Origin of the sequence: Mycobacterium sp. (genome assembly GCF_004298145.1) — a bacterium.
GTDB lineage: Bacteria > Actinomycetota > Actinomycetes > Mycobacteriales > Mycobacteriaceae > Mycobacterium.
This window is the reverse complement of the sequence record NZ_SCRH01000071.1, coordinates 1-17,783: the sequence shown is the minus strand read 5'-3', so window position 1 is coordinate 17,783 and position 17,783 is coordinate 1. Positions and strand designations below refer to the sequence as shown.

Below are 17,783 nucleotides of genomic sequence, written 5' to 3'. Positions count from 1 at the left end.
CCACTCCTCGATCCCGGCCGGAAAACCTACCGAGCCAGCATCATCGTCATTGGCGCGGGTCACGGGCGCAACTCGATCGCCGTTTTGCCGATTCGAATCGGCGTTCCTATCGGAACTCGTACCGCAGTCGTCACTTTCGCCCTGTCAAGGTAAGTACCGTTGGTCGATCCTAGGTCTTCGACGTACCACTCCGAGCCGCGCTGCGATAGCCGGGCGTGCCGCGTCGAGGCGTAGTCGTCGGTGAGCACCAGGGTGGAGTCGTCAGCCCTTCCGATCAACACCGGCTGGCTGCTGAGCGTGATGCGCCCGCCCGCCAGCGCGCCTTCGGTCACCACCAGATAGCGGGCCGCGCGACGGTGTTGACGCGAAGGCAGCAGCGTGCCGCGCAGCGCCAAGCCCCGCCGCACCATGACAGCACCGGTGGGAGCATAGATATCGGTCCGCAGGATTCGCAGCACAGACCAGATGAATACCCATAGCAACATCAAAAATCCGGCGCGCGTCAGCTGCAGTACCAATCCCTGCATCTGGCGTCCTTTCCGTCCTAGCGTCGTATCCCCGGCGCCCGCGACTCCGAGCACATCGGCTACGCCACGATACTTGGACGGTTGTCGACACGGGGCGAAGCACGGCAGCGTTAGCCCAGTGACTTAGTGGATTCGGACGATGATTTCCGAGTGGCCCAAACGGATGACGTCGCCGTCGGCCAGCTGCCACTCCTGGACCGGCGCGTTGTTCACGGTGGTGCCGTTGGTGGAGTTCAGGTCTGACAGCAGCGCGACCTGTCCATCCCAGCGGATCTCCAGGTGACGCCGTGACACGCCGGTGTCGGGCAACCGGAACTGCGCGTCTTGCCCGCGGCCCACGATGTTGGAGCCCTCGCGCAGCTGATAGGTGCGGCCGCTGCCGTCGTCGAGCTGCAGGGTGATCGCGGTGCCGGTGGCGCCGTAGCCGCCCTGGCCGTAACCGCCGTAGCCACCCGCCTGTTGACCGTAGTCGGCCGGCTGCCCGTACTCCGCTTGCTGCCCGTACTCGGGCTGCTGGCCGTAGTCGTACTCGGGGCTGGCGGCCTCGGGGTAGCCCCCGGCCTGGCCTCCGTACGTCCCGCCCTGCGCGTGCTCGGCGTACTGGGTGTATTCGGCGGATCCGTAGTCCTGGCGACCGTATCCCGCGCCCTGCTGGTAGCCCTGGTCGTACCCACCGCCCTGCTCGGGGTAGGCGGGGCGCTGTTCTGGCGGGGCGTAGCCGCCCTCGTCCTGGCGGGCCGGCCCGCGACCGTAGTCGCCGTATCCGCCGCCGTAACCCTGCGGGCCAGCTCCTGGCTGGGCGCCGGGTGGGCCGTAACCGCCGCCCTGGCGGTACCCCTGGTCATAGCCTTGGCCGCCGCCATATCCGGCGGGCGCGGGAGGGCGCTGCTCATACGAAGGCGGGTAGCCGCCCTGCCCCGGTTCGGGGTAGCCGCGCTGATCCTGGTATCCCTGTTGCGGTGGGTAGCCGCCCTGCTCTTGCTCGGGGTGGCCGCGCTGGTCCTGGTATCCCTGTTGCGGTGGGTAGCCGCCCGGCCCCTGCTCGGGGTAGGCGCCTTGCTCGGGATAGCCACCCTGCTCGGGTTGGCGCGGCGGCGGGTATCCCTGTTGCGGTGGGTAGCCGCCCTGCTCAGGCGGATATCCTCCCCGCGGGTCGGGTGCACCCTGTGGGCCATCGTGCGCCTCGTCCTGGGGACGCCGGTACCGGTCGTCGTGGTACTCGTCACCGGGCCGCCCCGGCCCCTGATCCCCGCGGTAGCTCGAGTTGTCAGTCATGGGTGCTACTCCTCGTTCATCGCCGAACGCATTATTTGATTGTGGCCGGACGGGGTCTTCGACCGTCGGGCGGGGCTGGACATCGGGGTTGACAGCACCACGGGCGCGGTACTGGCCGGTACGCAGGTTCGACGACTGCCCAAACCGAACGACCACCTCACCATACGTTTGCCACCCCTGTTCGTGGATGTAGTCAGCCAAGTACCTCGCGAAAGAGCTCGACGTGAGATCCGGATCGGCGCTCACCTTCTCGAAGTCGTGCATACCGAGGGTAATGATGTATTCGTTGGGGGCCAAAAGGCGATTTCCGTGAAGCTTCTGGACTCCGTCGCGCGCTTCGCGGCATAACAGGGCTTCTACCTCCTGCGGGACGATCGATCCGCCGAATACGCGGGCGAAGGCGTTGTCCACCGTCGCCTCGAGCTTGCGCTCGATCCGCGCGACCAGCCCCCGTTGGCTACTCATGTCCTACCGTTCGCTTGCACTTGCCAGAAGGTATTGCCCGTGCGCGGCAAACGAATCGCCGGCGTGCTGATTCACTCCCGCATGGTATCGGGACATCGCGACGGTGCGGCACTCCCGAAATGGTGAGAACTGCGTCCCCGCAGCTCAGAGCCACGCCCGCGGTTAGGTGCTCGGCGCCGGAAGGCTTGCGGGCCCGCTGCGGCGGTTCGGGAATCGGGCCATTAGAGTGATATGGTCCATCGGTTGTTTTTCCGGGCGAGTGGCGGAATGGCAGACGCGCTGGCTTCAGGTGCCAGTGTCCTTCGGGACGTGGGGGTTCAAGTCCCCCTTCGCCCACATTGAGCGGTGCTACGAAAAGTCACGACCTCGCAAGAGGTCGTGACTTTTGTGTTCGAGGGCCGCGAGATCCGGCGTCCCCCTATGAGCCGGCACAGCCGTACGTTCCGTGGCCCTCGACAATCACGTCGTCCTTGAAGGTCAAGACCTCGTTGACCAGATCGTCGTTCTGATTGCGGTAGGTGATGACGATCGTGTTGACGCCTTGGTAGACGCCTTCGACGGTGAACCGAAGATCCGGAATGCGTTCAATAGCGGCGACCCAGTACCGCCGCAGCACCGCCTTGCCGCGCACCACCCCCTGCGTTTCCGGCAGGAGTTCGGCGGCCACGGGCGACGTGAACACGACGTCGTCGCGGAAGTCATCCAGGACGGCATCGACGTCGTGGGCGTTCCAGCGTTCTGCCCATCGTCTGGAGAAGGCGGCCGCATCGACGTTCATGGACGGCACTGTAGCGCGGGTGAATCGGCAGCCCAGCGATTTTCGTGCTCCCCGCTTGCTTCCGGTCACAGTTGGCGGCGAATGTCGAGAAAGTGGTGCCGCAGCTCGTGCGCGGTGTGTACCGCGACCCATGGACGCACAGTCGACGCCATTCGTCGGGCAGCTCATCACGCGGATGGCATGCGTACTCCAGCGGAGACCAGACGTCGGGCGCGAACGGGACCGCGCATCTCGGGGCCGGAGTCGGCGCATGAACGTTCTCGCGTCCGCCGTGCGCGACGCGATGACGCGATCGCCGCATGACTTGGTCGTCCTGGACAAAGAAACCGACCGCTGGATAACCCGCCCCTGGCCCGAGGTACACGGGACGGCCGAAAGCATCGCCACGCATTTGCTGCAGCAGGATCACCTTGGCGCCGTAGGCCTTGTCGGTGAACCGACCGTCGAGCTGGTCGCCGCCGTTCAGGGTGCGTGGCTGGCGGGTGCCGCCGTCTCGATTCTCCCCCGCCCCAGACGCGGTGCCGACCCGGCTGAATGGGCGCGCAGCACGCTGAATCGGTTCCGTGGAATCGGAGTCAGCACGGTATTCAGTCACGGAGCCACCCTGCGCACGTTGGGCGATGCGGAGTCGACCCTGTCGGTGTGTAGCCTTGCCGATGCCGCTCGCACCCCGGCGTCGAATAGGCCTCAGGGCCAGCCGGATTCGAATGCCGCGATCCTGCAGGGCACCGCCGGCTCGACTGGTGATCCCCGAACGGCGGTCTTGGCGCCGGGCGCCGTGCTGAACAACGTGCGCGGCCTCATCGAGCGGCTACAGCTCGACGGCGCCTCCGACCGGGCGTGTTCCTGGCTGCCGATCTACCACGACATGGGTTTGACCCTCTTGCTGACCGCTGTTCTGACTGGGGTGCCGCTATGGCAGGCGCCGACGGGTGCGTTCTCTGCGGCGCCGCTCCGCTGGGCGGATTGGCTTTCCGCCAGCGCGGCAACCTTCACCGCCGGCCCCAATTTCGGGTATTCCATCCTCGGTCGCTACGCGTCGCAAGTTCCGGACGTCGATTTGGGAGCGCTGCGGATTGCGATCAACGGCGGCGAACCCGTTGATTGCGAGGGGTTTCAGCGATTCGCCACGGGAATGGCCCCGTTTGGTTTGCAGGCGTCGGCGGCCATACCTGCGTACGGGATGGCCGAGTCGACCTGCGCCGTGACGATGCCCGCCTGCGGGGAGGGGTTGCGCATCGACGAGCGGACGGAATCGGGTGCACGCCAACAATATGCACTGTTGGGCCGCCCGATCTCCGGTATGGAATTGCGCATCAGCCCGACGGACCACGCATCGGATGATCGGGTCGGGGAAATAGAGATCCGTGGATCGTCGATGATGACGGAGTACTTCGGCGACGCGACCATCGAGCCCGATCGCGGTGCGCAGTGGTTCCGCACGGGAGACATCGGTTACCTGGTCGACGGCGCGCTGGTCATTTGCGGTCGCTCCAAAGAGGTCATCACGATTGCCGGCCGCAACATCTTTCCCACCGAAATCGAGCAAGTGGCCGCGCAAGTGGATGGTGTGCGGCACGGTGGCGTAGTTGCGGTCGGCTCCAAATCCGGTGCCGCCCAGTCTCGGCTGGTGATCGCCGCGGAATTCGCGGGGTCGGATCCCGATGTGGCCCGCAGCGCCGTCATCAAGCGGGTCATTTCGGTGTGCGGGGTGACGCCGGCCGATGTCGTATTGATGCCACCCGGATCATTACCGCGTACTTCGTCGGGCAAGCTGAGACGACTGGAGGTCCGCAGCCAACTACAAGCCTGAGGCCGAGCGCTATTAGGGCGCCGCCCGATTCAGGGAGTACGGCCCGGTTCATCCATTCGGCGGCCCGTTCCGCGTCTGCTCCGTCGGGATCAGCGACGCGAATGTTGTTCGAGGGCAGCGGTTCGGGTCCGGGTGGTGCCGGAACCTGCCGGACGGTCGCGGAGATATCGGTGAGTGCATGGGCGAGTGCAGCCCCGTGTGCCTGCAGTGGCCGGAAGCTTCGGGCGCACCACCGCGAAACAGCGACTAGCGACCCGATTCGGTTCGGCCGGCCAGCGCCTGAGTGTGCCGGTCATGCTCCGCTGATACGCAGTCTGCAATGAATTGACGGGTGCGTTCGCGCCAGTACCCTTATGAGCTAGCTCAGGGAGGGTGGCAAATGCTCGCAACACCGTCGCGGGGACTGACGTTTAGAGCTGCCCGGCTACGAGCGGTGCTGTGGGACTTCCGTATATAGATGAGCAGGCGCTGATCGCCGAGGCCGGTGGCGACCCCTGGGCGATCAATGCCAGCCTGCAGGCGGGCAGCCCATTGCAGATTTCCAATCTGGCCGGCGCCTTTCATCGCGCGGGCCGGTGCACGGCGGAGGCCGACAACGCGTTCCAGCAGGCCCGTACCCGCTTCGAGGCTGCCTGGAACCACCACGATGGCGGCCATCCGATCAACGACTCTGACGAAGTTCAGCGGGTCACGAAATCCCTAGGGGCGCAGTCCTTGCAACTGCCCAAGATCGGTGCGGACCTGGAGAACATTGCCGCGGCGTTGGCCGACGCGCAGAACGCCGGGGCCGCGCGGATCGCCACCTTGGATGCCCAGTTGACGAATATTTCGGACTTGGTTACCCAGGCCGTCGCCTTGTTGAACAACGACAAGAGCCTCAGCGCAGGCGAAAAGGACGCGCTGCACACCCTCATCAATACTTGCGAGGACGACGCCCTGCGTGACACCAAAGCCGCGCTCGCCGCGCTGCAATCGATCCGAAACGGCTACTCCGATGGGCTCCGGAATTCGCTGAATAGCCTTCACGCCGAGGGGTATGACGGCGCCCCACTTCACGGTGTCGACGGGGACGGCGTTGCTCCGCCGTCTCCCACCCAACAGGCCGCATTGGCTGAGCTTCGCCAAGTCACCAATCAGGCCGTCGTGGACCAAATGGCCAAGGTGCGCGCCGCGCAGGAGGCGCTCAACAAAGCTACGGCCGACCTCTATACCCATGGCCCGGGCTCGCCGGAAGGCGAGGCCGCCAGCGCCCGGCTGCCAAAGCTCAAGGCCGACCTTGCCCATGCTCTCGACGACCTGGGCAAGATTCCCGACTACAACAGCGTTGACCCGGCGTCGGTAAGCATCACCCCCGACGGGCATTTCATGTTCACCTACAACGTCAACGGGCAGCCCGTACAGGCCTTCGGCCAGCTCAGGAACGGCTCGGGTGAGTTCTTCGACCAAGCCACCGGCACGTACTACACCTTCAACGCCGGCAAGTTGACCGGCATGCGCACACCCGATCCGGGGCAGGTGGAAGCGACGTCCGAACCGCTGTTTACGGCCATCACCCTGGCGGTCGGGGCGCCAGAGCTCAAGGCGGGCGGTGAGGCGCTCGTTCACGGCGTGAAGATGCTTTTCAGCCGCGAAATGCTGGAGGGGCTGACGGCCGACAACGTGTTCCCCCGCGCACTCGCCGGAGCCGAGGAACACTTCCAAGCCGCCGAGCGGAACCTGGCTTCTCATGCCCCGCTGCCCGGAGAGCCGATCCCGGGCACCCACCCTCTTGAGCCACCGGTGGTTGAGCACACGCCGCCCGCCCCGCACGGCGACGTGCCCGTCGAACATGCGCCGGCCGGACCTCACGTGCCGGCGTTGCCCGATAGCCCGGCGCCCGTCGTGGTTGATCCAGCCCATCCGGAATTCCACCTTGATAACCCGCTCAACTACATGCCACCCGAGCTGCGAGCGATGTCCGAAGCACATCTGACCGGAAGTGGTGAAACTGTTCTGGGACCGTATAAAAACCCGTTTGGGGGGCCCTCGTACATCGACCTCGCCCAGCAGCGCGGCGCAAGCTACTTCGATATCGGAGACGCGTGGAACTCGTCCACACCCGTAGAGCAACTCGCAGCAAATCAGCATGTACTCGACATTGCAATCGCAAATCGGGACACTATTAGGTTGTCAACGTCCATCGATAGTGTTTTGGACAATACGTACACGGCCGCCGAACTCAAGTACCTGATGGAGCACGGATACCAAGCAGCGGATGGCTACACCTTAGTCCCGCCGAAGATCGGAGGTCAGCGTTGAAAACGCTTCTGGAATTTATTGTTCAATATGTCGGCGTTCTTTACCTCAATCCAAAATACAGAATTACAGACTCATCCAACCGAGGCCTCGCCGACATCGATGCATCGATCTCGTTCACCGGCGAGCAGCTCAGGTGGGATGTGATCAATGATCGCGGCATCATCTATTTCGCCGCCGCACCGGTCCTCTATTCGACCTCGGACGATTGGTTTTGGCTGTCACTAATTCGCCAGTACCTAGAAGGAGTCGACGACACAGGAGCAAGCGGCGCGATAGATCAGGCCAATTGGTTATCGGCGAACCTGAATCGAGTCGAGGAGATGTTCGCGGATCAATCGACTGCCTCACGTATTTGCGAGGAGCTGATTACCCTGCGCCGGTCGAATTCGTCCAAAAAATGGGGATGGCCGAAACCGGATGAAATCAGCTAGGCACAACGTCGATAACTTGTGTCGGCGTAACGGTTGTGCCGTTGCCCGCCTCTGACCTTGCGTGTGCCTAAGACTGCACCCACTGCTCAATCTCCGGAGTGACCGGGTCGGTGATGTCGTCGAACTCGGGGTGCTTCTTGAGCACCGTGCCGATCATCGAGCACACCGGAACAATGCGCTTGCCCTCATCGCGCGCCTCGTTGAGCGCTTCCTCGACGAGGATGGTCGCCAGGCCGCGCCCGCCATAGGCCGGATCGATTTCGGTGTGGTGGAAGACGCGTTGGTCCCCGCGGTCGACGAAATCGGCGAAGCCCACCGTCTTGCCCTCGACGGCGATCGTGTACTTGCCGTCCTGGAGGCTCACCATGGTTTCCGCGCCGGTCTTATCCGTTGTCATTTGTGCTTCCCTTTCTTTTGCGGTGTCGGTCGTGGACGCAACCGAGTGGTCGGCAGCGGCGGGGCGGGCAATCGGGCGAGCGCTCCACGGTATCCGTGCACATCGCCGAACCAGTCGTCGCCGTCCTCCCACAGTCGGCGGTAGTTGACGATGTCCTCGTGGCTTCGTCCCACGAAGTTCCACCACATCACCAAGTCTTCGGCGAACGGGGTGCCGCCGAGCAACAGCACCCGCGCGGGCCGCTCCCCCACGTTGCGCACGTGCAGTTGCGAGCGGCCCGGATTCAGGTACGCCAGATCGGCGATCGCCAGGGCTTCCCCGTCCACGTGGACGGCACCCGAATCACAGAGCACTCCGTGTTCGAAGGTGGGGTCGACGGCGATGTCCAGGCCGGCCCCGGCGTCGAGGTCGAGCTGAGCGCCCAGCAACGGAGTGAATGTCGGCGCCGGCGAACGACTTCCGGCCAGCTCGCCGAGGAATACGCGCGCCTCGGCGCCCGGCAGCGAGACCGGCGCGGGCGCGTAGTGCGCAAAGCCTCGCCCGGTGTCGCGGTCGGAAGCGGGCAGCGCCACCCAGAGCTGGACGCCGTGCAAGAAGGACCCCGAGTCAACCGACACTTCGGAATGGCAAATGCCGGCGCCCGCGGTCATCAGGTTCAGCTCGCCGGGCCGTACGACCGCACGTACGCCGGCACTGTCGCGGTGCTCCACTTCTCCACCGAACAACCAGCTGACGGTTTGTAGTCCCGTATGCGGGTGTGGCGGGACGTCCATCCGCGCGGCAACCGGACCGTAGTGGTCGATGAAGCACCACGCACCGATCAGCGAGCGTTGTCGCTGCGGCAGCGTGCGTTGGACCCGGATCGCCCTGGGACCGCCCAGGGGGACCTCTCGCGGATGCAGCACCTCCACCATGGGCGAGTCGCCCAGATGTTGGGAAGCAGCACAGGCGACTTCGGCCGGCGCGGCTTCGAGGTTGCTCATCGTTCACCCTCCGTCGCGGGCCCACCAAGAGCGCCGTCATCCGCGACCGTACCCGGCCGACTCACTTTCCCGGAGGCCGCAGCACCTTCATGGCCAGCCGCATGACCGGCCCGGGCACACGATCCTGCATCGACAGGGCGGCTTCGGCGGCACGGGATCGCAGCAGGGTGCCGCGCCCGAAGACCCGGTTCAACGCTCCCCCGGACGGCTCGAGCACCACATGCAGCGGCGGCGTACCTACGGCGGCCCCCAGCGCGTTGGAGATGACCATCCGCTGGATCTCGCTGGTTCCTTCAAAGATGGTGTACAGCTTGGCATCCCGATACCACTTCTCTACCGGGTGATCGGTGATATAGCCCCAGCCACCCATCGTTTGGATGGCGCGCTCGGTGGCCTTGACCGCTACCTCGCTGGCGGCCATCTTCGACATCGAGCCCTCCCCCCGTTCAAACGGAACGTTGTTCGCCGCCATCCACGAGGCGCGCCAGGTGAGCAGCCGAGCCGCGTCGATCTGGGTGGCCAGTTCCGCCAGCGGGAACGCGATGCCCTGGTTGTCGATGATGGGCCCGCCGAACGCCTCACGCTCGGTGGCATACGCGGTCGCGTACTCCAACGCCGCGCGGGCGATCCCGATGGCCTGGGCGGCGACCATGGGCCGGGTCTGCTCGAAGGTGCCCAACGTCGCTGAGCCGGACTGTTTTCCACCCGCCACTGCCTCTCGCGCCTTGGCGAGTTTGTGTTCGAGCTTTTCCTCCCCGCCGAGCAGATTGGCACCCGGCACACGCACACCTTCGAAGAGCAACTCGGCGGTATGGGAGGCTCGGCACCCCAGCTTGTCGAGCTTCCGCAGCAGCTTCAGCCCGGGCGTGCCGCCGGGCACCACGAATAGCGCCTGACCCCGATGGCCGAGTTCCTCGTCGACCACCGCGTTGACGACGTGCACATTGGCGATGCCGCCGTTGCCGATCCACATTTTGTGGCCGTCGATGATCCAGTCGTCACCGTCGCGGCGCGCGCGGGTGCGCAGGTTTCGCACATCGCTACCGCCTTGGGGCTCGGAGATCGCGAGAGCGGCGAGCTTGAGATCGCCTGGTGTGCCGAAACATTCGGGCGCCCAGTCCAGCATCTGTTCCGGGGATGCGGCCTGGCCGATCGCCGACAGCGCCAACGCCGGCATGACGATGGCCAGCCCTATCCCGGCGCAGCCCCAGAACAGTTCCTCCATGAACATGGGCAGCGAGATACCGGTCGGATCACCGATCAGGTCGCGATAGAACAGCGGGCTGTAGAAACCTTGCTCGGCCGCCTCCTCGAGCACCGGCCAGGGAAACTCCTGTCGCTGGTCGTAGTCGAGCGCGACTGGGCGTATTACGGATTCGGCGAACTCATGCGTGCGTCGGGCCAGATCGTGTTGTGCCGCCGTCGGGGTCAGGTCGAACGTCATGGGGTGCGCCTTCAAGGTCGACAGACTGGTCTTGCCGACCCCGACTACCCCGTTGGCTGCTGCAACAAACTGCCGAGCTGGGATTTCGGCGAAATGTCAGGCAGCCGAACGAGGCCCGACCTGGGCGAGCGGCAGATGCAATACGACCGCGGCCACCGCGACCGCCTCGTGTTCGTGCCGTGCGAGCAGCGCCGCATTCTCGGGCAGCTGGCGGGAGTTGATCTCGCCAGAAGCAATGCGCCGCAGAACGTCGTGGGCGTGGGCGAGCTGGTCGCGCTTGCGGTACTGACCGCCCGGCAGCTTCACCCCCGCCCACACGCCGTACTCCTCGCGGTGCGCGATGGCATGTTGGGCGCAGCGGCGCTGTTGCGCCAGTGGGCAGCGGCGCAGGCATTGAAGGCGAGCCTCGGTGGCCGACCGCTCGTATGCGCGGGCCTTCGCCGCGCCGTCACCACCGTCGTCGTCGGGGTAGCCGAACCAAAGCTCAGGGTTGGCTGCGCAGGGGTGTCCCATGTCGGTCTCCTTGTTGAACGCGAAACGTAGGTGAAATCGTATATGGCGACGGGTCCATCACGCAAGAGAAACGGCGATAGAAACGTATATATGCATATCCGGGACCGTGGCTGTGTAATATCCGGCCCATGGCCGGAGCGTGTGGTGAGCCGTGAATCGGCCGGTGCGGCGATCCGCGCGTTGCGGGAATCGCGGGATTGGTCACTAGCGGACCTCGCCGCCGCGACCGGGGTCAGCATCATGGGCCTGAGCTTTTTGGAACGCGGCGCCCGTAAACCACACAAAAGCACAGTTCAGAGGATTGAAAACGGGCTCGGCCTGCCGCCGGGCACTTACTCGCGGCTATTGGTGGCCGCGGATCCGGACGCCGAGTTGGCCCGCCTGATGGCCGCGCAGCCGCCCGTCGCCATGCCGGCGCGGCGCACCGGACCGGTGGTGGTCGACCGTCATAGCGACACCGAAGTGCTGGAAGGCTACGCCGAAGCCCAGCTCGATGCCCTCAAATCCGTCATCGATCGACTGCCGGCGACAACATCAAACGAATATGAGACGTATATTCTGTCTGTGATCGCTCAGTGCGTGAAAGCGGAGATGCTCGCCGCCAGCTCCTGGCGGGTCGCGGTGAACGCGGGCGCCGATTCGACCGACCGGCTGATGGAGCATCTGCAAGCCCTGGAAGCGACCCGCACGGCCCTGTTGAAGCGGATGCCCACCAGCCTGAGCGCGCGCTTCGACCGGGCCTGCGCGCAGTCGTCATTGCCGGAGACGATCATCGCCGCGCTGGTCGGCGTCGACGTCGACGAGATGTGGGACATCCGCAATCGTGGGGTCATTTCGCCGGGTGCCCTCCCCCGTGTGCGGGCCTTCACCGAGGCGGCCGAGTCGACGAGCCAAGAACGGGCGAACCAAGACAGCGTCGAGGGGGCGCAGTGAGCCAGACCGAGGTCGAAGCGTTGAGCCGCGCACATCAACTTTTCGCCGGCAGCACGATGCCGTCATCCCTGGATGCGGACACCGGGCACTACCGCAGCCTGTTGCGGCGGGCCGCCCGGCTGAACGACGGATCGGCCGGCGGCGGCTACCGACTCGCGGTGGACCACAGCCGGCAACGCCTCACGTCGGCGGCCGGCACCGACGCCGCGGTCACGAACCTGCTCGCCAGCGCCCACCGAGACCGGGCGCAGGCCGGCGACCTGACCCAAAGCGTCCTCGACGCGGCCCGGGCCGATGCCACGGTGCCCTGGTCGACCCCGTTGGCACAGCGAGAGGCGATGCGCCGGCGCGCGGCGCGACTGCGTACGCAACGGGCCCACGTCCTATCGGCGAGGTCGCGCGCGCGACGGCACCATGCGGCACTGCTGGCATTGCGGTACCGGCTCCGGTATGTGCGCGGTCTCGCGTTACTGGGCCTACCGAACGACCGTGCCGTACTTGCGGTGCGGGCCGCGTTGTCACGACTAGGTCGGCCATACGTGTGGGGCGCGACCGGCCCCGACCAATTCGACTGTTCCGGGCTGGTTCAGTGGAGCTACGCGCGGGCCGGTATTCACTTGGACCGCACCACATATCAGCAGATCAACGATGGCATCCCCGTACCCCGTTCCCAGGTGCGGCCGGGTGATCTGATCTTTCCGCACGCCGGACACGTCCAGCTCGCCATCGGCAACAACCTGGTCGTCGAGGCGCCCTACCCGGGCGCGTCGGTGCGAATAAGCCGGCTGGGCAACAGCGTTGCGATACGTCGACCGATATGACACGCCAAGATCGCCCGGCCATGCGGGCGCGACGAGAAGGGTGAGTCGATGCCGGAACAACCCGGGCCCTCGTTAGAGGCCGTTGAGGCGCGGCGATCGACGCTGGCGAGCCAGCACGGCGCCGCGTCCGACGCCGACCGTGTGCTCACCGACGTGCTCACCACTGCTCACGCCGCAGCGCGCGAGAGCGTCCGCCGGCTGGACGCCATCGCCGAGCAGATCGATTACGCCGTCGTGCAGCAAGCGGCCCTCGCCGTGGATACGCCCATGGGCGCGCGCGAGTTTCAGAAGTTTCTGCTGGACAAACAACGTGAGATCGCCACGGTTGTGGCCGGGGCTCGCGAACTCGCTCAGGCGAAAAGGGCTGTGTTGGCGAACCTTCGGACGCAGTACACCACCGGTAGCGGTTGACAAGGACTAGTCCACAACCATGCAGCTCAGTGAATTGTCGACAGGAACGCCCCTGAGTACCGTCGCCGGACATGGAGGGGTCGCGCTACTTCCCGCAGCAGGGTCCGCTGCGGTCGCAGTGCTGCCCGCCGGGCTGATGTCGGCCTACGACGATCTCCTCGCCGCGGTCAAATACGTTCGAGACCGCACCGGCGATCCGAACGCGTGGCAGACGGGGTTGGCGCCGGCCGAGGTGTCCGCTGTGATCACCCCGACGACGCGCCCCGACCAACTCGAGGCGATCCTGCGCAAGATCCGCCAACAGCATGCTGCCGTATTCGGCGAGGTAGCACCGGGCAGCCCGCCCACCGGGCGATCAGTCGAAGGAACCGCCACACCGCCCGATCGCGAATCGGGTGCCGCCGCGGACGCCATCGCCAGCGCCGAAGCCGCTCTGGCACAGCAGAACTCGGCGAGCTCGCAATTGGATATGCAAGTGGTTTCGGCCATCCTGAACGCCCACCTGAGTGCGGTCGACGGCGGGGAAGCGCTCACCAAGTTGCAACAGGAAACCGAAGCCGCCGTACGGATGAGATCAGACCTGGACACCCCGGCGGGGGCGCGCGATTTCCAACGGTTTCTCATCGGGAAGCTCAGGGATATTCGCGCGGTGGTCCTGAATGCGAGCCTGGACGACACGTCGAAGTCGGCGTTGATGGCCGCATGGACGTCGCTCTATGACGCGTCCAAGAACGAACCGAACCGGCCCGGTGAACACCCTCCGGCGCCGGTGTCCGTTGGTGATGCGCCCGCGGTCGGCACCACCGATCAGGGGAGCGACGGTATCGATTCCGACTGGGATCCGCTGCTGGACTCGTTGTTGGCCGACGATGACGAGTTGCTGCCCGGGGACATATCGGGGCCGGGTCCGATGGGGGGCGCCCCCCTCGCGCCGGCGTCGGAAACGCCGATGGCGCCCGCGTTGCCCAACTTTGGTGGTGGGCCACTCCCGGGTCTGGGCGCCATGCCCGCCTCCATGGCGGGTTGGGAAGCGCCCGGCGGCCTTCCGCTTTCGGGGTTGCGGGGTGGCGACGGAATCGATCCGGCGACGCAGGATTTGGCCGACGAAGACGTACCGGACGCCCAGGAGGACCCGAGCGCGAACGGCCCCGGCGACGAGAACAACGACCCGCAGGGTGTGTCATCCGGTGAGCCTCCGGTCGGCCCGACACCGGTGACGTTGCCCGACGGCGAAACTGTGACCGCGGCCAGCCCCCAGTTGGCTGCGGCGATCCAGGCCGCGGTCGGCGGGACACCGATCGCGGAGGCCTTCCAACAACAGGGAATGACTCTTCCCCCACCGGGAACGGCGGTGGTCAACCCCATCGATGCCGTACAGGTGACTCCGGGCGATGTCGGTATGTTCACGGATCGTCACGCCCTTGCCCTCGGACCTGGCAAGGCGCTTCTCGACGGCCAAATTCAACACATCGGCACCGTGAGCGGGCCGAGCTTCCTAGGCTGGGAGCATCCGCCGGCGGCGGCCGCGACCGTGACCACGCCGGCTAAGCCTGAACCACCGACACCTACCCGGCCGGCGACCTCGTCGACCACCTGACAAAAATGAAGTCGCCGGTACGTACGGCGGTCGTAACCAGGAGATTGCGGATGGCAGATTCGATTCATGTGGTGCCCGGGCACTTACGTCAGGCCGCCGCGCATCACCAGGACACGTCGGAGTACTTGCGCACCGTTCCGTCGTCGCACGCCGCGATTCAGGAGAGCCTCGATTCGCTCGGACCGATCTTTGGTGAACTTCGCGATGCCGGCCGCGAACTGCTTGAGCTGCGACGCCAGTGCTATGAGCAGCAGGCTGCCGACCACGCCGATTTGGCCGACCAATTGACCGTATCGGCGACGATGTGGGAACAGCACGAGCAGGAGGCTGCACGCAAGTTCGGCGACATCGTCGACCGCGGTCGATGACCGACGCGAATCCCGCTTTCGACACTGTTCATCCGAGTGGGCACATCCTCGTTCGCTCTTGCCGCGGCGGATACATGCACAGCGTCGCGCTGAGCGAAGAGGCGATGGAAACCGACGCCGAGACGCTGGCGCAGGGCATCCTGCTCACCGCCGATGTGTCGTGCCTCAAGGCATTGCTGGAGATTCGCGACGAGATCGTCGCGGCCGGACACACTCCTTCCGCCGAGGTTCCGACCCCGCGGGACCTTGATGCGGCCATTGAGAAGTTGCTGGCGCACAAACTGCGTCGCCGCAACGGCGTGCGCTGACCAGCCCGGACGGATCCTCAGCTGAGCCGCCCGCCTAGCGCAGCCACGGCTCAGCTGCGCGGGGATCGGGAGCGATACCGGTGGGCGGTTCTACGGGATTGGGGCCGAACAACTCTCGCGCGCGGGCGAGCAAGGCGCGCACCTCGTCGAGTTGCTGCTGCAGTGCAGATTCAGCCATGTCCCCACGGTACCCAGGCCTTTGCGGGCGCACAATTCACTGACCGCACAAGTCGCCGCGCTGCCGGTACGCTTAGCCAGTGGCGATCTTCGGTCGGATGACGGCGCGTCAGCGCCTCCGGAGAGCTACCCGGGAATCACTGACGATTCCGGCTTTCAGCTCTCCCATCGACTGCACCCCCTGGGTGACAGGCGGGCTGTGGCCTGCCGAATTGTCGCCGGTCGCTGTCGAGACCGCCACTCTCGCAGAGTATCTCAAGGCAGACCTGCGGCGAATTGCCAACGGCGCCAACGATGAACTCAAGGTGCTCAAGCGGGCGGGAATGACCGATCATGCCCGGCAGGCAGCCGAGGCGCGAATCATCGACGAAGCCCGTGCCCGTGCCGTGCGCCGCGTCGAATCGACGATTCGCTACCTGCATACGGTGCAGAACGGCACCCAAGCCCCCGCTGCTCCCCCACCGGCCCCGGAGCCCTCCGGTGCAGACCTGGAAAAGACGCAAGTGCTACCTGCGATCCGCGAGGTCAACCGCGTCGCCCAGGCGCCCGCGCGGAACGCACCCGAGCCACCCGAGGAACCGGTCAGAAGGCGTCGCCGCCGCGTGGCCGAACCGGTCGCTCGTCCGGACGAGCCGCAGGCGCGGCAGGCACCCACCCCCGATGACGAGGCGGCCGGGACTGCCGATCTATCGCATTTCGGAGAGACGCAGGTCATTCCGGCGGTTACCGAGGAGGAGCCGGTCGTCGAGGCGCGGGCCGACGGTGCGCTGGAACCGGCCGACGAGCCCGTCGGCAGCGGCCGCCACCACGCTGTTGTAGACGAGCCGGTCGCTGACCGCGATGAGCCGGCTGCCCCCGAGCAGCAAGCCACCGCCGATGAGGAGTCGGCCGGGACTGCCGACCTGTCCGATCTCGGAGAGACGCAGGTCATTCCGGTGGTTACCGACGAGGCGCCGGTCGTCGAGGCGCCGGTCGACAGCGCGCCGGCGCCCGTTGACGAACCCGTCGAGGTCGAACACCGTCAAACACCAGCGGACGAGCCGGTGACCGCGCAGGAGCACACCGAAAAGCTAGTAGCTCCAACAGGATTCGATAACCAACGACTGAACCGGCTCCTCGAATTTGTGGTCCGGCAAGAGCCACGGTTGAATTGGGCGATCGGGGATCGCGCTGACGGGACGACGGTATTGGTCACCGACCTCGCCCACGGATGGATTCCTTCTGGCATCAGCCTTCCGGCAGGAGTGCGGTTGTTGGAACCCGAGCGACGCAGTGGCAGGGTCGCCGCGCTGATCGGCGAAACCGCGCGCATCGTCACTTACACTCCCGGTGATTCGCTGCGTCGCTCGGCTGACTTCGCTGCGACACGATCGTCTGTGGAGGCACGCCAGCTGCCTGCGATCGATGACCTGGCAACAGTGCTGAGCAAGGCCACCCATGGGCGGGCCGATCTGCCCAAGATCGTGGCGCGGCTGGCGGATGCCGCGGCCGCGGGCACGATGGTCGTTGATCAGGAGGTCGACGTGCTGCGGGTGCATCTCGACACGGCCCGCTATCAGCTCCTGGTTCAGTATCCGAACATCAATCCGGCGCTGCTGCTCAAGTGCCTGTTGATGGCCGCCACCGAAGGCATTGCCAGCGGGGACGCGGTGTCGGCCAATTACCACTTCGCCTGGTATCACAAGCTCGCCGCGTCGACGCCCGCCAGCTGAGCCGAGAACCCCGCGCGTATGAATTGACGCTGGTCGGAGGGGTCGACGATACTGTCCCTCGTGTCGGGTTCGGGCAGTCGCGCGAATCTCAGCGATAAGGATCTCGTCGAGTCGGTTCTTCGGGAACTGAGCGAGGCGGCCGACAAGTGGGAAGCCCTTGTGGCGCAGGCCGAGGCTGTGACCTACAGCGTCGACCTGGGCGACATCTCCGCTGTTGCGAATTCCGACGGTCGGTTGATCAGACTGACGTTGCACCCCGGGGTGATGACCGGGTATGGCCACGGCGAATTGGCCGGCAGGCTGAACCTGGCGATCACAGCGCTGCGAGAAGAGGCGGAGGTCGAGAACCGGGCGAGTTACGGCGGCGCCCTGCACTGACGGCGCTTACGCGCTCATCGCCCGGGGCTTGGTTACGGGCCCCGGCTCTCTTCGCGCGCTTACGCGCTCATCGCCCGGGGCTTGGTTGACGGGCCCCGGCTCTCTTCGCGCGCTTACGCGCTCATCGCCCGGGGCTTGGTTGACGGGCCCCGGC

At 65.8% G+C, this 17,783-nt stretch carries 19 protein-coding genes and 1 tRNA gene; 12 read left to right on the top strand and 8 right to left on the bottom strand.

From position 1 onward, the window contains the following. Positions 1-59 precede the first annotated feature (59 nt). Together EPN51_RS28210 and EPN51_RS28205 are read right to left on the bottom strand one after the other, a co-directional pair. Entirely contained in the window at positions 60-527 is a 468-nt protein-coding gene (locus EPN51_RS28210; RefSeq protein WP_293049171.1) for an FHA domain-containing protein, read from the bottom strand. 123 nt (positions 528-650) lie between these two features. Beyond that, on the bottom strand, positions 651-2,267 hold the full coding sequence (locus tag EPN51_RS28205; RefSeq protein WP_293049170.1) for an FhaA domain-containing protein: 1,617 nt from the start codon (positions 2,265-2,267) through the stop codon (positions 651-653). Between the two features lie 253 nt (positions 2,268-2,520). Here EPN51_RS28205 and EPN51_RS28200 point away from each other — a divergent pair. Continuing rightward, a tRNA-Leu gene (locus EPN51_RS28200) sits at positions 2,521-2,603 on the top strand. 82 nt (positions 2,604-2,685) lie between these two features. On the opposite strand, the gene EPN51_RS28195 is transcribed toward EPN51_RS28200, so the two are convergent. Beyond that, entirely contained in the window at positions 2,686-3,045 is a 360-nt protein-coding gene (locus EPN51_RS28195; RefSeq protein ID WP_293049169.1) for a nuclear transport factor 2 family protein, read from the bottom strand. A 250-nt stretch (positions 3,046-3,295) separates the two neighbouring features. Here EPN51_RS28195 and mbtM point away from each other — a divergent pair, with 250 nt between their 5' ends. The 3 genes from mbtM (at position 3,296) to EPN51_RS28180 (ending at position 7,587) form a co-directional block, all read left to right on the top strand. Next, on the top strand, positions 3,296-4,858 hold the full coding sequence (gene mbtM / locus EPN51_RS28190; RefSeq protein WP_293049168.1) for a long-chain-fatty acid--ACP ligase MbtM: 1,563 nt from the start codon (positions 3,296-3,298) through the stop codon (positions 4,856-4,858). A 438-nt stretch (positions 4,859-5,296) separates the two neighbouring features. Then, the gene (locus EPN51_RS28185; protein ID WP_293049167.1) at positions 5,297-7,156 is read left to right on the top strand and encodes a hypothetical protein; all 1,860 of its coding nucleotides are present in this window, start codon (positions 5,297-5,299) and stop codon (positions 7,154-7,156) included. Further along, positions 7,153-7,587, top strand: coding sequence for a hypothetical protein (locus EPN51_RS28180; RefSeq protein WP_293049166.1), 435 nt, complete (start codon positions 7,153-7,155; stop codon positions 7,585-7,587). Before EPN51_RS28185 ends, EPN51_RS28180 begins: the two co-directional genes overlap by 4 nt. A 67-nt stretch (positions 7,588-7,654) precedes the next feature. Here EPN51_RS28180 and EPN51_RS28175 read toward each other — a convergent pair whose 3' ends face one another. From EPN51_RS28175 to EPN51_RS28160, 4 genes are all read right to left on the bottom strand, one after another. Next, positions 7,655-7,984 carry a GNAT family N-acetyltransferase gene (locus EPN51_RS28175; RefSeq protein ID WP_293049165.1) on the bottom strand — a complete coding sequence of 110 codons (330 nt, stop codon included), beginning with the start codon at positions 7,982-7,984 and terminating at the stop codon, positions 7,655-7,657. After that, positions 7,981-8,967, bottom strand: coding sequence for a pirin family protein (locus EPN51_RS28170; RefSeq protein WP_293049164.1), 987 nt, complete (start codon positions 8,965-8,967; stop codon positions 7,981-7,983). The genes EPN51_RS28175 and EPN51_RS28170 overlap by 4 nt, the downstream gene beginning before the upstream one ends. A gap of 61 nt (positions 8,968-9,028) precedes the next feature. Next, the gene (locus EPN51_RS28165; protein ID WP_293049163.1) at positions 9,029-10,411 is read right to left on the bottom strand and encodes an acyl-CoA dehydrogenase family protein; all 1,383 of its coding nucleotides are present in this window, start codon (positions 10,409-10,411) and stop codon (positions 9,029-9,031) included. Between the two features lie 96 nt (positions 10,412-10,507). Further along, entirely contained in the window at positions 10,508-10,924 is a 417-nt protein-coding gene (locus EPN51_RS28160) for a WhiB family transcriptional regulator (protein ID WP_293049162.1), read from the bottom strand. Positions 10,925-11,068: 144 nt separating this feature from the next. Here EPN51_RS28160 and EPN51_RS28155 point away from each other — a divergent pair, with 144 nt between their 5' ends. From EPN51_RS28155 to EPN51_RS28130, 6 genes are all read left to right on the top strand, one after another. Then, the gene (locus EPN51_RS28155; protein WP_293049202.1) at positions 11,069-11,857 is read left to right on the top strand and encodes a helix-turn-helix transcriptional regulator; all 789 of its coding nucleotides are present in this window, start codon (positions 11,069-11,071) and stop codon (positions 11,855-11,857) included. After that, the gene (locus tag EPN51_RS28150; RefSeq protein WP_293049161.1) at positions 11,854-12,678 is read left to right on the top strand and encodes a C40 family peptidase; all 825 of its coding nucleotides are present in this window, start codon (positions 11,854-11,856) and stop codon (positions 12,676-12,678) included. Before EPN51_RS28155 ends, EPN51_RS28150 begins: the two co-directional genes overlap by 4 nt. Before the next feature lie 48 nt (positions 12,679-12,726). Beyond that, the gene (locus tag EPN51_RS28145; RefSeq protein WP_293049160.1) at positions 12,727-13,089 is read left to right on the top strand and encodes a DUF4226 domain-containing protein; all 363 of its coding nucleotides are present in this window, start codon (positions 12,727-12,729) and stop codon (positions 13,087-13,089) included. Between the two features lie 136 nt (positions 13,090-13,225). Next, a complete protein-coding gene (locus EPN51_RS28140) occupies positions 13,226-14,686 on the top strand; it encodes a DUF4226 domain-containing protein (protein ID WP_293049201.1) in 1,461 nt (486 codons plus the stop codon). A 50-nt stretch (positions 14,687-14,736) separates the two neighbouring features. Further along, positions 14,737-15,054, top strand: a complete 318-nt coding sequence (locus EPN51_RS28135) for an ESX-1 secretion-associated protein (protein ID WP_293049159.1) — start codon at positions 14,737-14,739, stop codon at positions 15,052-15,054. Beyond that, positions 15,051-15,362 (top strand): DUF2694 family protein, encoded by a 312-nt coding sequence (locus tag EPN51_RS28130; RefSeq protein WP_293049158.1) that lies wholly within the window; start codon positions 15,051-15,053, stop codon positions 15,360-15,362. Before EPN51_RS28135 ends, EPN51_RS28130 begins: the two co-directional genes overlap by 4 nt. Positions 15,363-15,396: 34 nt before the next feature. Here EPN51_RS28130 and EPN51_RS28125 read toward each other — a convergent pair whose 3' ends face one another. Continuing rightward, on the bottom strand, positions 15,397-15,540 hold the full coding sequence (locus EPN51_RS28125) for a hypothetical protein (protein WP_293049157.1): 144 nt from the start codon (positions 15,538-15,540) through the stop codon (positions 15,397-15,399). 79 nt (positions 15,541-15,619) lie between these two features. On the opposite strand from EPN51_RS28125, the gene EPN51_RS28120 reads away from it, so the two are divergent. Next, positions 15,620-17,251: a DUF5632 domain-containing protein gene (locus EPN51_RS28120; protein ID WP_293049156.1), complete on the top strand. Its 1,632-nt coding sequence runs from the start codon at positions 15,620-15,622 to the stop codon at positions 17,249-17,251. A 51-nt stretch (positions 17,252-17,302) separates the two neighbouring features. After that, positions 17,303-17,629: a DUF2710 family protein gene (locus EPN51_RS28115; RefSeq protein ID WP_293049200.1), complete on the top strand. Its 327-nt coding sequence runs from the start codon at positions 17,303-17,305 to the stop codon at positions 17,627-17,629. Positions 17,630-17,783: the final 154 nt, after the last annotated feature.

Bases quoted from the DNA above. Each gene is read 5' to 3' on its own strand.
- EPN51_RS28210 (WP_293049171.1), bottom strand. From the start codon at position 527: ATGCAGGGATTGGTACTGCAGCTGACGCGCGCCGGATTTTTGATGTTG.
- EPN51_RS28205 (WP_293049170.1), bottom strand. From the start codon at position 2,267: ATGAGTAGCCAACGGGGGCTGGTCGCGCGGATCGAGCGCAAGCTCGAG.
- EPN51_RS28195 (WP_293049169.1), bottom strand. From the start codon at position 3,045: ATGAACGTCGATGCGGCCGCCTTCTCCAGACGATGGGCAGAACGCTGG.
- mbtM (WP_293049168.1), top strand. From the start codon at position 3,296: ATGAACGTTCTCGCGTCCGCCGTGCGCGACGCGATGACGCGATCGCCG.
- EPN51_RS28175 (WP_293049165.1), bottom strand. From the start codon at position 7,984: ATGACAACGGATAAGACCGGCGCGGAAACCATGGTGAGCCTCCAGGAC.
- EPN51_RS28170 (WP_293049164.1), bottom strand. From the start codon at position 8,967: ATGAGCAACCTCGAAGCCGCGCCGGCCGAAGTCGCCTGTGCTGCTTCC.
- EPN51_RS28165 (WP_293049163.1), bottom strand. From the start codon at position 10,411: ATGACGTTCGACCTGACCCCGACGGCGGCACAACACGATCTGGCCCGA.
- EPN51_RS28160 (WP_293049162.1), bottom strand. From the start codon at position 10,924: ATGGGACACCCCTGCGCAGCCAACCCTGAGCTTTGGTTCGGCTACCCC.
- EPN51_RS28145 (WP_293049160.1), top strand. From the start codon at position 12,727: ATGCCGGAACAACCCGGGCCCTCGTTAGAGGCCGTTGAGGCGCGGCGA.
- EPN51_RS28140 (WP_293049201.1), top strand. From the start codon at position 13,226: ATGTCGGCCTACGACGATCTCCTCGCCGCGGTCAAATACGTTCGAGAC.
- EPN51_RS28135 (WP_293049159.1), top strand. From the start codon at position 14,737: ATGGCAGATTCGATTCATGTGGTGCCCGGGCACTTACGTCAGGCCGCC.
- EPN51_RS28130 (WP_293049158.1), top strand. From the start codon at position 15,051: ATGACCGACGCGAATCCCGCTTTCGACACTGTTCATCCGAGTGGGCAC.
- EPN51_RS28125 (WP_293049157.1), bottom strand. From the start codon at position 15,540: ATGGCTGAATCTGCACTGCAGCAGCAACTCGACGAGGTGCGCGCCTTG.